Source organism: Vibrio sp. 10N (assembly GCF_036245475.1).
Taxonomy (GTDB): domain Bacteria; phylum Pseudomonadota; class Gammaproteobacteria; order Enterobacterales; family Vibrionaceae; genus Vibrio.
The window spans coordinates 707,598-721,890 of sequence record NZ_BTPM01000002.1; the positions used below are offsets into that span (position 1 = coordinate 707,598).

Consider the following 14,293-nt stretch of genomic DNA (forward strand, 5'->3'; position numbering starts at 1 on the left):
TTAAAGATCTGCTTTCCTATCGGTGATGAATCCATGCTGTCTCAATATCGCCTGCCCTTGTTCTGAGCTGACGAACTGCGCAAAATCTTGCGTCGGCTGATCCGTGTTTAAAGTAACTAAAGGATAGTCGATAGGCTCATGACTCGATGTTGGAAAAATAGCCAATTTTGTGACACGGTCACTAGCCAATAGATCGGAGCCATAAACGATACCCAGCGGAACTTCCTTTCTATCCACCAATGCCAAAACCTGCCTTACATTATTGACTGGTGCTAACTGAGTTCTCAGCGCAGACCACAATCCCAGCGACTCAAGAGCTTGTTTGGCATATATGCCGGCTGGTACAGCGTTGACTTGTCCTATGGCCAGTCTTTCCTGCTGTAAATAGCCTTGCCAATCAGTGACCGCGGAGATATTAAATGACGACTCTTCATTACCTTTAGAACCATTGGTAATAAGAACAAGCTCATTACTAGCAATGTGGCGAATATCGCTCGCGTCTATCACTTGCTGCTCCACCAAGTAGTTTACCCAACGTACGTTGGCAGAGATAAAGACATCTGCTGGGGCTTGCCTTTGTATTTGTCGTGCTAAAGAGGATGAGCCTGCATACACAGCTCTGACTTTAATGTTATGAGTACGCTCAAATTCCTGAGCTAAGTCATTGACTGCATTGGTCATAGAGCTGGCCGCAAAGACAGTAAGCGGCTTCGCAACGACAATATGTGACAGCGTAACCAAAAGTAAGGCAAGAACGATACGCATGAGCGGTATTCCTTTCTCAGAACTTTAACATCTCTATCGCACGGATAGTTCGAGGTCAGGCCACAAAGTGGCAAGGTCAAGGTGCTGTTCGATCGCGTCAGCAATTCTGTCAATAGCTGTTTCCTTTTCATCGTTTATCGCGAACTGCTCGATGTTGGCACCATTTACCCAGCGAGCAATAAGCCGTGCAATATCCGGTGAATCGAAAATACCATGAACGTACGTGCCGAATACTTGATTATCTAGGCCAATGGCACCATCCAATATCTCATTACTAAAGCAAACCGGCTGGTTATCCGAAACAGTAGAACGTCCTGCGTGAATTTCATATCCCGAAAATGGCGCGGATTCGCTGTTCAACGTTAACGAGCCTGTGACGTTAGTGAGCTGTTTTTCACTTTCTAATGTGGTATCCAATTGAAGCAGCGCCAAACCTTCACTACTCCCTGCAGTACCTTCTATACCTTCGGGGTCAGCAATCGTATTACCCAGCATTTGATAACCGCCACAGACGCCCATCACTTTTCCGCCAAAACGTAAGTGCTTATAAATATCTTTGTCCCAACCTTGTTCGCGTAAGTAGGCAAGATCATCACGCACAGACTTGGTTCCTGGCAATATAATCAAATCGGCTTTGTCTAAGCGTTCACCTTTTCCAACGTAACGGAAGTCGATATCTGGATGTAAACGAAGGGCATCAAAGTCGGTGTGATTGCTAATTCGGGTTAATACTGGTACCACGACACTAAGTTTAGTGTTCGACTTCACATCATGTGACGCATCGATGGCGTCCTCAGCTTCAATATTAAGTCCATGCAAAAATGGCAATACACCAATGACTGGTTTACCCGTTTTTTGTTCTAACCAATCCAAGCCGGGTTCCAAAAGGGCTATATCACCGCGGAATCGGTTAATCACAAAGCCTTTCACGCGTTTTTGCTCAGACTCGGACAATAGAGCTAATGTGCCATACAGGTGCGCAAAGACGCCGCCTCGATCAATGTCAGCAACTATGATAACTGGAACATCCGCCTCTTCGGCGAAACCCATATTAGCGATGTCATTGGCTCTCAGATTAATTTCGGCTGGACTGCCCGCCCCCTCAATAACGACGGATTCGAATGCGCTAGTGAGCTTTTCAAATGATTCGATAACAAATGGCATAGCAAAGCGCTTGTAATCATGAAATCCAACCGCATCCATATTCGCGTACGCTTTACCTTGGATAATAATCTGCGCACCCGTATCTGAGTTTGGCTTGATAAGCACCGGGTTCATATCGACGGTTGCCAATACGTTTGCCGCTTGCGCTTGAACCGCTTGAGCACGGCCAATTTCGCCTCCATCTTGAGTCACTGCACTGTTTAATGCCATATTCTGTGGCTTGAATGGGGCAACCTTTATCCCTTGACGAGCTAAAACCCGGCACAACCCTGCCACTAATACACTTTTACCTGCATCAGAAGTTGTACCTTGAACCATAAGTGCTTGTGAAGTAAGGCGCATATTGTCCCAATATCCTTAATCAATAATCCGATTAGTTTACCTTTTTTAGCTGGGGTGACCAACGCTTCACATTGAAACTTAACGAATTATTCAGGCCCTGTTTGTCTAAACCTTGTTCATTTCTGCCGACAAGCTCTCGATCTCGTCAAAATGGTCTGTATTTTGCAGTTAGTTTTTTTATATACTGAGTCAATTCAAATTTCGAGATTATATCGATATCTTTTTATCATGGAGTTCTCATGCTAGGTAAAGCAAGTCGTGCTGCGCTGTTAACAATGGCAGTTGCCGCCCCTACGCTGGTTCAAGCTAACAATTTTAACTATAACTCATTCGAAGTCCGCTTAGGTGCTAACCCTGGTACAGTAGGTGCTGAGTTTACGACCTTCTTTACGGAAAACACTCATATTATTGCTCGCGCCGACAGTCGCTTTGAGGGAGACTGGGATATTGCGGGTGGCCTGGGTTTCAACGGCCCTGTTGGCCAATTTGCCGATGTATACGGTCAGCTTTTGGTTCACAACGTAAAAACCAGAGATGATGAAAAGTTCGACAGTGAATTTATGTCAGAATTCAATATTGGCTCTCGTATTTGGTTACTACAAAATATTGAAGGTGTCGGTCAAGTAGGTATGTTGAACCGTCGTGACGATACTGTGTTTGTTTGGAGTGTTGGTGCTCGTTTCCACTCTACTGATGCCCTATCACTTGGTGCTGATATTAAAGACGGTGGAATTTATGGCCCACAAGTTCAGATGTCGGTTGAATTTGGTTTCTAAATTCACACACGCGCTCCGAACAAGCTAAATCAGATCATGTAAAAAGGGCTTTCCAATCTTGGAAAGCCCTTTTTATTATTTGGTTGGTTTCGGCTGAACGTATTTACGACTCACATCGACAATCGCCACGTCCCTGAAGAAACTTCTTCCCAGCAGAACCGGATATTTTAAGTGGTTTCTGTCAGCAAGCGTGAACTCGGTTTTGCTAGTCATATCACCAATTTTAATGACGGATACAACAACTGGACGCTTGTCACTCTCTTCAGAGCTAGATTGTTTCACTTTTACCCAACGCTCAACGGGCATCGACACTTCTTTCGACTCCACACCGTTGTGCTTGATTTTAAACTTCACCCAATCTTTGCCGTCACGTTCAAACGGAACGATATCTACAGCACTCAATGAAGACGTGGTTGCACCTGTATCGACACGAGCTTTTGTTGTCACTTTCATGTCAACCAAACGCACGTATTCTTGCTCACCTAAGATAAGCTTGCCATCATCACTTTTCACGGGTGCTGGCTTCGGCTTCTCCGCTGGCTTAGTTTCTTTAACCGGTTCTTTTGGTTGCTCCGGAGTCACTTCCGTTGCTTTTTCTTCCGGTTTGACTTCAGGTTCCACAGACTCTGATTCTGGGGCTGTTGGTGCTTCTGGCGTCACTTCCGTCGCTGGCGGCTCAACGGGTGGCGGCGTTTCCGTTGGTGTCGTCGAACAGGCGACCAAACCACCGGATAACATTAATGGTAAAATTGCTTTCCAAGGTTTCATTCATTCACCTTTATTATTTTTAGTCGTTGCGATAGTCGTCATTATTTTTGGCTAACAGCGGCCAATGCATCCGCTACATATGGCAGTTGCGACTCAGACAATCCTGCGATATTAATACGGCCATCGTCAACACCATATATTGCAAAGTCCGAGCGCAGTCGTTGCATTTGCTCTGGTGTAAATCCTAGCACAGTAAACATGCCTTTGTGAGACATGATAAAGTCGAAATCGTTAGATGAATTCGTCTCTTTAAGTGCTTTGCATAGACCATCACGCAATGATACAAGTCGTTGTTGCATCTCAGAAAGCTCTGTGGTCCACATAGTGGTTAAGTGATCGTCTCCAAGAATGGTTTTCACCAACGCGGCACCATGGTCTGGTGGCATAGTGTAGGTCGAACGAGCCAGTGTCAGTAATTTGCCTTTAGCGTTGTTTGCTTCAGTGGCATTTTTACCAATTACAATTGCCGCGCCAGTACGTTCACGGTATAGACCAAAGTTTTTCGAGCATGATGTGGTTAGCAGCATCTCTTCGACGTTTTCTGCCATGTATCGAAGACCGAATGCATCCTGTTCTAAACCGTCACCAAACCCTTGATAAGCCACATCAACAAAAGGGACAAAACCATTTTTGACGCTTAACTCAGTGATTGCTTTCCAGTCATCCAAAGCAATATCAGCACCTGTTGGGTTATGACAGCAACCATGCAGAAGAACCACATCGCCCTGACCTGCTTGACTCAAATCAGTCAGCATCGCATCACGGTCGACTTGCTTTGATGCCACGTCAAAATAACGATAGAACTTCACGTTAAGACCCGCAGCTTCCATCACGGGCTTATGGTTTACATAACTTGGGTTTGACAACCAAACCGTCGTACCTGGCGCCGCAACGTTTATAAGATCGCCCAGCATACGCAGGCCGCCACTGGCGCCTGGTGTTTGGATCACAGACATGCGATCGTAAATTGGCGTTTCACCAAATACGACTTTCGCGATGCTTTGATTAAACTCTTCGCAGCCAGCTAGGCCTACATAGGCTTTAGTCTGCTGCTCTGAAGTCACAATGCGTTGTGCTTCCGCAATGGCCTTCATGATTGGTGTTTGTCCATCACTGTTTCTATATACACCGATCCCCAGATCGACTTTATCAGTACGAGGATCATTTCGGTAAGCGACGGAAAGAGAAAGAATAGGATCGAGCGCTGGCTCGGGTAACTGAGAGAACATGAAAGTCACAACCCTTTGAAATTCAAGCAATGGCCTTCACGTTATCATTAGATTAAAAATTTTGAAATAGTTTTGTTGTAGGTGGGCGCGTTTCATTCTGTAAACCTTCTGTAAACCCGATGATTTAACCTCGTTGTGTTGCATAAAAGATCAGTAACCCCTTTGAGCTCAGAGGCTCAAACGCATTAAAAAAGGAGCCTAAGCTCCTTAATCATTTATAATTAATGTTACAGATTTGTAAACCGGTGTATAACCTGGTTTGCACTACCGCGCCACTCCAGCTCGGGATCGGCAAGATCTTTCTCAAATTTACCATCCACCAGCACATCGATCAGTGACACCACTTGTTTTTGCTCTTCACTAAGTTCATCCAGCACGTAACCTGTCCAAAGCCAAATATCTTTGCCTTTGCACTCAGCACGAACACGCTCGACCAGTTTAAGCACGGCACTGACGTTTGCTGGATGCAGTGGATCGCCACCCGATAGAGACAACCCACGCTTCTTTATGCGCGTGTCGTTTAAATCCGCGATGATTTGATCTTCAAGCTCTTGTGTGAACAAGTGCCCAGAGTGTAATGATAGCGTCGACTGGTTGTAACAACCGCGACATTGGTGCACGCACCCAGAAACAAAGAGAGTACAACGCGTACCAGGTCCATTGACCACATCGATTGGATGATACTGATGATAATTCATGGATTGAAACTCTCTTTATTACTTCTCTATTTACAAATTACAGGTGTTTAACGCGACGCTTAACTTCTTCTTGTTTACCGAAGTTAAATGGACGCGCATCAGGACTACCCAGATAGCCACATACACGACGCGTAACTGACACACGAGTAGAGTCGTGGTTACCACACTTCGGACAAGTAAAGCCTTTGCTGGTGCAGTCAAACTCACCCATGTAGCCACATTCGTAACACTCATCAATTGGTGTGTTTGTACCGTAGTAAGGCACTCGGCTGTAGCTGTAGTCCCATACGTTTTCTAGCGCTTCAATGTTGCGCTGCATGTTCGGGAACTCACCGTAGCAGATAAAGCCACCAGACGAGATTTCTGGATAAGGCATCTCAAAGTCGATCTTATCGTAAGGATTGACTTTCTTTTGAACGTCCAAGTGGAAACTATTGGTGTAGTAACCTTTGTCAGTGACGCCTTCAATCACACCGAACTCTTTCGTATCGATTTGGCAGAAACGGCTACATAGGTTTTCACTAGGTGTGCCGTACAAGCTAAATGCATAGCCTGTCTCTTCTGCCCACTGCTTCACAACTTCTTTCATGTGTTTGATGATATCAAGCGCCATATCGCGCATTTCGTTATCATCGTACATATGAGTTTCAGTACCAAACAGTGCCGTCATAGTCTCGTGGATACCAATGTAACCAAGTGAGATAGAAGCACGGCCATTTTTGAAAATTGGCGCAATAGAATCATCCGCTTTTAGGCGAACGCCACAAGCACCTTCCATATATAGGATTGGCGCAACGCGTGCTTTTACTTTCTCTAAACGGCTAATACGCGTTTCTAGGGCCTTACGTGCCAACAACAGACGATCGTTTAGCAACTCATAAAACTTATCAACGCTGCCTTTTGCTTTAATTGCAATACGTGGCAGGTTAAGGCTTACAACACCCAGGTTATTACGACCTTCATGTTGCAGCTCACCGTTTTCTTCGTAAGTGTTTAAGAAGCTGCGGCAGCCCATTGGCGTTTTGAATGAGCCAGTAACTTCAACCACTTTGTCGTAGTTCAAGATATCAGGGTACATACGCTTAGAAGCACACTCTAATGCCAACTGCTTCACGTCGTAGTTCGGATCCTCTGACTTATGGTTAAGACCATCTTTGATCGCGAATACCAGTTTAGGGAATACGGCCGTTTTAGCGTTTTTGCCAAGACCAGCGATACGGTTTTTAAGGATCGAAGTTTGGATCAACTTCGATTCCCAGCTAGTACCTAAACCAAAACCAAATGTGACAAACGGCGTTTGGCCATTCGCTGTATGAAGCGTATTTACTTCGTACTCAAGAGATTGGAATGCGTCGTAACACTCTTTTTCTGTGCGTGCTTGCGCGAACGCTTCAGGTTGGTGGATATCCCAATCTTTAGCGATTTGTAAGTGTTTGTCGTAGCTAGACTTAACATAAGGTGCTAACACTTCATCGATACGATTGATCGTCGTACCACCATAAATATGGCTCGCTACCTGAGCAATAATTTGCGCAGTTACCGCGGTTGCTGTTGAAATTGACTTAGGTGTGTCAATCTCTGCATTACCCATTTTAAAGCCATGAGTCAGCATGCCTTTCAGATCGATAAGCATACAGTTAAACATTGGGAAGAAAGGCGCGTAATCCAAATCATGATAGTGGATATCCCCTTCGTCGTGTGCCTGCACAACATCACGTGGCAAAATGCGAGTTTTCGCATAGTGCTTCGCTACGATGCCTGCAAGCAAGTCACGCTGAGTTGGGATCACTTTACCGTCTTTGTTCGCGTTCTCATTAAGAAGATCGGCATTGCTCTCTTCAATAAGGCCTTCGATCTCTTTCGTCAGAGCGCTTTTCTTTTCGCGAGCAATGTCGCGGTCATGACGGTACTCAATGTAAGAACGTGCAAGTCCCTTATATGGGCCTTGCATCAACTCGTTCTCGACTAGAGTTTGGATTTCCTGAATATCCACATGTTCGCAATCCTGCAGCTTGAGCTCGACCGCTACCGCTACATTTTTAGCATAGATTTCGAGTTCCTTATCTGCACGTTCCGCCGCACTTACCACAGCAGCTTCAATACGATCCTTTGTAAACGGAGCACGAGAGCCATCTCTCTTGATTACGATTGTTTTCACCCTTTCTCCTTACCCCTAGCATACTCACAGAGTTATCCACAGACACACTATATAGGGTCGTTACATTTAATTCTGACACAATATATTGTGGTGTATTTAACGAAAAGCACCAACTAGAAGTATTGATATAGATCAATAAAAGCTGGGTAGTGTGTAAGAAGAATTCGATCTAAATGAAATGGATCTCATAGCGAGCAAATTCAAAATCAGACACGAAGTTTTAGGGAAAAACAGTTGCTTTTTTGCCAAGGCTTACGGCACATTGCTTGAAAGGAAGTTTATAAATGGCAATCACAATGATAAGAACAAACGGTTATAAATACTTCGTAACAACCTTACTTGTTGGAATAGCACTTTTTCCTACATTGAGTATTGCACAAGGACAATCTCTAACATTGATGACATGGAATTTAGAGTGGCTTACCACGACGCCTTCGGCTAAATTCAAAGCCAGTTATCGAAGTGAGGATGATTTTCATGCGCTAAATCTGCATTTCAAGAGTGTCAATCCAGACATTCTCGCGTTTCAAGAGGTAGACAGCGTACAAGCGATTAAGCGGGTTGTTGGCAAAGGATACCGTATATACTTGTCAGAGCGCTCTGCTGCCCATAATCGTCAGCATCAGTTTTCAGACATCAATCAGTACACAGGGTTTGCAATAAAGGAAACGATCAAAGTCACCGATTCGCCAGATTTCCCTCTCTTACAAACGAATAAGCTACGATTTGCAAGTGCTGTGACGCTCGAGTTTGCAAGCAACCAACAAGTTCACCTGCTCTCTGTTCACCTAAAAGCTGGGTGCAGTGGCAAACTGACTCGGCACAGCGCCTGTAAGCAACTCAAACAGCAAGGCCAAGTGATCAACTCTTGGCTACAGCAACGAGACGTTAATAATGAATCTTATCTTATCCTTGGCGACTTTAATCATAACTTGAGCTATCGAGAAGATTGGCTTTGGACTTTGATGACGCAGGGGTTAACGACGACACCAAGGCTTGCGTCGGAATCCACAAAAGCCCGCTGTAAAGTGCGCTCAAAACGAAATCCCAATAGCACTCACCAATATCGTTCATTGATTGATCATATTGTGGTGAGTCCTAGCCTACGCTCTAGTCCTGCAAAACAAAATGTCATGCCTACATCGAAAGTGATTAAATATCAGATGAGTGATCACTGCCCATTGTCGATAACACTGTATGGCAGTGATCACTAAACGAAAACCATCATTGAACTTGTGAAAGCCCTTGATGAATTGAGAGGATGTCTCCCTCATTCAGGTTACCGACCAGCTGCTTAAGATACAGTCGGTTCAAGATATAGTTGTAACGTGCATTCGATAAGCGAAGCTGAGCATCATAATAAAAACTGGTCGCTTGCAGTACATCTACAATCGTTCTGGTTCCAACTTCTAAGCCAAGCTGTTGGGTTGACAGTGCCAATTCAGCAGACGTTGTCGATTGCTGCTGCGCCTTTATGTCCTCTAAGCTCGCTAGGATGTCGTTGTAGGTACCACGTACATCACTGGATACATCCCGATAGACCTTCTCTAGACCTTGTGATGCTGCAACATATCTAAGCTCAGCTTGTTTAACCTGAGAACTGGTCCCTCCACCACTATACAAAGGCACAACAAAATTGAGTCCACCATAGGTGTCATTACTCCCCCCTTTGGAATAAAAGGAGTCATCACGCTGCTCGTTTGAGTATTGATAACCCGCATTTAGAGACAGATGCGGTAAATGCCCAGACTGTGCAAGCTCGATATCAGTCTTAGCGATATCTTTCGCCATTGTTTCACTAAGAATCGATAGGTTTTCTTGCAAGGCCAGTTCAACCATCGAGTCTGCAGACAGTGTTGGTAAAGAAGCGGAAAAGCGCTCAACCGACAAGGTATCTAAATCTTGGTAACTGACTTTGGTGATCTTTCGCAGTGCTTCATAACTATTGCGAACTTGATTTCGAATTTTAACTAAAGTCGCACTGACTCTATCAAGCTGAGCTCGAGCATCTTGTAAGTCTGTTAAATCTGCAGTACCGACACGATAGGCTTCATTGATCGTACTGGCGTACTTTTCAATGGCGGCCTTCTCGGCTTGTGTCAGCTTAAGTGCATCTTCTGCTTTAAGCACATTGAAATACGCTTCGGCAACGCGAATAATCAAACCTTGCTGAGCTTGCGCGTACATCACGCCGCCTCTCACCGCCGATTTTTCCGCTTGTTCAAGGTGAATCCAACTTGCTGGGTTGTAGATCTCTTGCGAAAACTGAACACCAGCACGCCACTGTTCACTGCTCAATAGCGGTCTATCACTATTGTAATAGTCATAGCCCGCTGTTAAATCGAGTTGTGGCAATAACACACTGCGCATGCTATTAATGCCTTCTTTAGCTTCCTCAGATTGTGCTTTTGCTTGCAGCAGCATTGGGTCAGAAACTTTGGCCGTATTGTAAACATCCAGTATGCTTTCGGCATACACAGTGTTTGCAAGTAACAGCGTTAAGGCTGCGAGCGAGAACCTACTTTGCATTCCAACTCCTTACCGCACTGGCAAGCTTATGCACGCCGCCACCATTAACGACTTGGTTAAACCCTTGGTTCTTTAGTACACCAACAGCCGCTCGAGAGCGCATTCCGGACGCGCAATAAACGATAACCGGCACCGAGGTTTTAAGATCTCGGCTTGCTCTTGTCGCTAGCGCATCCAGTGGAATATTTTTGGCATTATCGATATGCCCACTCGCAAACTCTTGCGGCGAACGCACATCCAACAGAACCGCTTGTTGATCTAAGTAATCCTGTATCGTTTGTGCATAATTGTTGGATCCAAAAAGACGTGTAATCCAATTAAACATGGTGACTTCCCCACTTCGTTGTTTTATCAGGTGTTGCGTGACGCGTTGTCATCACTAGCAAGCACGGCTCATTCTTTTAAACCAAGTTTTAGCAGCAATTTACGTGGTGGGCAGAAGCCAGTGAAGCCACTTTGAATCAAGTTAAGACCGATAAACACAGTAAACCAGACAAAATGATGGCTCACGTATGCAGTCAGTAATAGAGAGATCAAAACCATGGTCCCCGCGAGAATTCGAATACCGTTTTCAACTTTCATAATCAACCTCTTAATAAGAAATAGCTAATGTTTATGTGCAAATAAAAGCTCCGCAGCCAGCGCGGAGCTCTGTGCTATGACGATGTGACTACACCGCCGCCTTTACAATGCCGCGTTTTAATGCGACGTAATACAGAATCGGTATCACCAATAACGTCAGTACTGTCGACACGAAGATACCGAAGATCAAACTGATCGCTAACCCATTAAAGATAGGATCATCTAGGATAAATAAGGCGCCAATCATCGCTGCCAGTGCAGTTAGCATGATAGGTTTCGCACGGACGATAGCCGACTCAATCACCGCTTCACCCAGCTCCATCCCATCTCTTAACTGGTGGTTAATGAAGTCCACCAGCAGTATCGAGTTTCGAACAATGATACCCGCTAGGGCGATCATGCCGATCATCGACGTCGCCGTGAACTGTGCACCCAGCAATGCGTGCCCTGGCATCACACCGATGATGGTCAATGGGATGGGCGCCATAATAATCAGCGGCACTAAGTAAGACTTAAACTGCGCAACCACTAACAGATAGATCAAGACCATACCGACAGCATACGCAATGCCCATGTCGCGGAACGTTTCGTAAGTAATCGTCCACTCGCCATCCCAAAAGATTTCAATGCCTTTGAGCCCAGACGGTTGCGATACGAAGTACTGCTCAACATCCATTCCTTTGTCGGTAAGGCTCGATGAAATATCGGCCATACCATACAGAGGACTATCAAGATCACCGGTCATATCACCCACAACCATGATCATAGGCACTAGGTTTTTATGAACAATGTAGTTGTCCATTGCCTGTTCTCGGACCTTAATCAAATCCGCGAGAATGTACTGTGTGCCTGATGCAGAGTTGATCTTCATATTCATCACCTGCTCCAAACGCACTTTGGCACTTTCTTTAGCCTGGATTTGGATTGGGATCGGATATTTGCTCTGCTCGCTGTGCAAATAGCTTACCGGTTTGCCGCCTACTGCGGTCGCCAAAGAATCGACAATCGATGAGTAAGCCACGCCAAGGCGCGATGCTTTACTTCGATCAATCACCACCTGCCATTTCTGATGCGCTTCAGGTAGGTAGAGGTCGACATCAACAATGTCATCCGTTTCACGGAAAATCTCTCTAAGTTGCAGTGCAGCTTGCTCACGAACTTCTTGAGTCGGACCGTAAACTTCGGCCAATATTGGTGACCAAACAGGTGGACCTGGCGGCACTTCAACCACTTTAACTTTGCCACCAAATTTCTGAGCGATCTCGACCAGCTTTGGTCTCACCGCAACAGCAATCTCATGGCTTGAACGATCACGCTCCGACTTATCCACCAAGTTAACTTGGATATCGCCTTTCTCTGGCGCTTGGCGCATGAAGTAGTGGCGTACTAAGCCATTAAAATTAATTGGCGCTGCTGTGCCTGCATAGATCTGGTAATCACTGACTTCTTCGACGTCGTTTAGCGCATCACTGAGCTCAAACAATACACGTTGAGTGCGCTCTAGCGAGTTGCCTTCTGGCATATCCAAAATCACTTGGAACTCTGACTTGTTGTCGAACGGCAGCATTTTCATCACCACAAGCTGCTGTACTGGCAGCCACATGGAGACAGCAATCGCCACTAACACGCCCACACCGAGTAATAGTCGGTTGCGTTTTTGCACTCGGCTAACGACAAACGGTGACATCACCTTTTTAAAGAAAGCCGACTGTTTACTGCTCACCTCTTCTTCGTGAGCATCACCCTCTTTAAGCAGAATACGTGCTAACCATGGCGTTAATACAAATGCGATGATCAGCGAGATCAACATCCCCATTGAAGCATTGATTGGGATTGGGCTCATGTAAGGCCCCATTAAGCCCGAAACAAATGCCATCGGTAGCAAAGCGGCGATAACCGTTAATGTTGCCAAAATAGTCGGCCCACCAACCTCATCGACTGCACCTGGTATAAGCTCCGCCAGCTTCTGTTTGCCTTTCACCATATGACGGTGAATATTCTCCACCACAACAATAGCGTCATCGACCAAAATACCGATAGAGAAAATAAGCGCGAACAAAGAAACACGGTTAAGAGTAAAGCCCCAAGCCCATGACGCAAACAAGGTGAGAAGCAAAGTGATAATAACGGCGACACCAACCACAACCGCTTCGCGTACGCCCATCGTCACTAGAACCAGAAGCACCACGGCGCCGGTGGCAAAGGCAAGCTTACCAATCAATGTATTGGCTTTATCCGCGGCAGTCTGACCATAGTCACGAGTCACATCCACTTGAATGTTATCGGGAATCAGCGTGCTCTCCAGTTCGCTTAAGCGCTCTTCCACTGCTTTCGCCACATCCACGGCGTTCTCACCGCTTTTCTTGGCAATCGCGATGGTCACGGCTGGTTTAATGTCGCTCTTGTCACTGGTCCAAACCACTTGCGTTGGCGTGTCTGTCCCCAAGTTAATGTCGGCAATGTCAGCGAGGTAAACAGGCTGACCGGCGTGTAAGCCAACCACTAACTGCTTAACCTCATCGACATTGGTGAGAAACTCACCAATTTGCAGTGGGATCGATTGATTGTCTTGCGTCAGACTCAGCATAGGAGATGCTGAGTTGGCATCTGGCAGCATTTGGTTGAGCGAATCGATTGTTACGCCGTAACCTGACATTTTCGCAGGATCGAGCCTAACATCCACTATTGTTGGCTGACGACCCACCGTGTAGATATCTCGCGTGCCTGGAATGCGCTTTAGCTCTGTTTCCAAACCATGAGCAACACTGGTGATTTCCTGCAGGGTTGCTGATTCCGACTTAGGTGACAGGGTCACATTTACAATCGGCACATCTTCAATACCACGCGGTTTAATAATTGGCTGTCCAACGCCCATGTTTGCCGGCATCCAATCATTGTTGGAATAAAGCTTGTTGTATATCTTCACCACGGCTTCGTTTCTGGGGATGCCAACTTCGAAGATTGCAACAATCATTGCGCCGCCAGGCTGAGAGAACGAATAGATCTTATCGATGCCGTTAATCTCAGACACTATTTGTTCAGCCGGGTTGGTGACTAAGCTCTCAACCTCTCTCGGTGAGGCACCCGGAAACGGAATGTAGACATCCGCGAAGGTCACATCAATTTGAGGCTCCTCTTCTTTCGGCGTCACGGCAATCGCCATCAAACCAAGCAGCAAACCAACCAAGGCCAGCAATGGGGTCATCGCTGAAGCTTGGAATGCGGCCGCTATACGTCCGGAGATCCCCAATTTTTCATCTGGTGTATTGTGACTCATGCTGC

At 45.8% G+C, this 14,293-nt stretch carries 12 protein-coding genes; 2 read left to right on the top strand and 10 right to left on the bottom strand.

The features are described from left to right. Entirely contained in the window at window positions 1–765 is a 765-nt protein-coding gene (modA, locus tag AAA946_RS19320; protein WP_338166392.1) for a molybdate ABC transporter substrate-binding protein, read from the bottom strand. A gap of 33 nt (window positions 766–798) precedes the next feature. Next, a complete protein-coding gene (locus tag AAA946_RS19325; protein WP_338166393.1) occupies window positions 799–2,271 on the bottom strand; it encodes a cobyric acid synthase in 1,473 nt (490 codons plus the stop codon). A gap of 239 nt (window positions 2,272–2,510) precedes the next feature. Between AAA946_RS19325 and AAA946_RS19330 the strand changes: the two genes are divergently transcribed. After that, entirely contained in the window at window positions 2,511–3,047 is a 537-nt protein-coding gene (locus tag AAA946_RS19330) for a hypothetical protein (RefSeq protein WP_338166394.1), read from the top strand. Between the two features lie 75 nt (window positions 3,048–3,122). Here the strand turns inward: AAA946_RS19330 and AAA946_RS19335 are convergent, their stop codons facing one another. From AAA946_RS19335 to nrdD, 4 genes are all read right to left on the bottom strand, one after another. Continuing rightward, on the bottom strand, window positions 3,123–3,815 hold the full coding sequence (locus AAA946_RS19335; RefSeq protein ID WP_338166395.1) for a putative ATP-dependent zinc protease: 693 nt from the start codon (window positions 3,813–3,815) through the stop codon (window positions 3,123–3,125). Window positions 3,816–3,856: 41 nt separating this feature from the next. Beyond that, complete coding sequence (locus tag AAA946_RS19340) at window positions 3,857–5,044, bottom strand: amino acid aminotransferase (RefSeq protein WP_338166396.1); 1,188 nt, start codon at window positions 5,042–5,044, stop codon at window positions 3,857–3,859. Window positions 5,045–5,271: 227 nt separating this feature from the next. Beyond that, complete coding sequence (gene nrdG / locus AAA946_RS19345; RefSeq protein WP_338166397.1) at window positions 5,272–5,742, bottom strand: anaerobic ribonucleoside-triphosphate reductase-activating protein; 471 nt, start codon at window positions 5,740–5,742, stop codon at window positions 5,272–5,274. Between the two features lie 37 nt (window positions 5,743–5,779). Then, a complete protein-coding gene (gene nrdD, locus AAA946_RS19350) occupies window positions 5,780–7,900 on the bottom strand; it encodes an anaerobic ribonucleoside-triphosphate reductase (protein WP_338166398.1) in 2,121 nt (706 codons plus the stop codon). Window positions 7,901–8,184: 284 nt separating this feature from the next. On the opposite strand from nrdD, the gene AAA946_RS19355 reads away from it, so the two are divergent. Beyond that, window positions 8,185–9,114, top strand: a complete 930-nt coding sequence (locus AAA946_RS19355) for an endonuclease/exonuclease/phosphatase family protein (RefSeq protein WP_338166399.1) — start codon at window positions 8,185–8,187, stop codon at window positions 9,112–9,114. Between the two features lie 10 nt (window positions 9,115–9,124). Here AAA946_RS19355 and AAA946_RS19360 read toward each other — a convergent pair whose 3' ends face one another. From AAA946_RS19360 to AAA946_RS19375, 4 genes are all read right to left on the bottom strand, one after another. Then, on the bottom strand, window positions 9,125–10,429 hold the full coding sequence (locus AAA946_RS19360; protein ID WP_338166400.1) for a TolC family outer membrane protein: 1,305 nt from the start codon (window positions 10,427–10,429) through the stop codon (window positions 9,125–9,127). Then, complete coding sequence (locus AAA946_RS19365) at window positions 10,419–10,754, bottom strand: rhodanese-like domain-containing protein (RefSeq protein WP_338166401.1); 336 nt, start codon at window positions 10,752–10,754, stop codon at window positions 10,419–10,421. The genes AAA946_RS19360 and AAA946_RS19365 overlap by 11 nt, the downstream gene beginning before the upstream one ends. A 68-nt stretch (window positions 10,755–10,822) precedes the next feature. Beyond that, complete coding sequence (locus AAA946_RS19370) at window positions 10,823–11,011, bottom strand: YgaP family membrane protein (protein ID WP_338166402.1); 189 nt, start codon at window positions 11,009–11,011, stop codon at window positions 10,823–10,825. A gap of 88 nt (window positions 11,012–11,099) precedes the next feature. Further along, the gene (locus AAA946_RS19375) at window positions 11,100–14,288 is read right to left on the bottom strand and encodes an efflux RND transporter permease subunit (protein ID WP_338166403.1); all 3,189 of its coding nucleotides are present in this window, start codon (window positions 14,286–14,288) and stop codon (window positions 11,100–11,102) included. Between the last annotated feature and the right edge of the window lie 5 nt (window positions 14,289–14,293).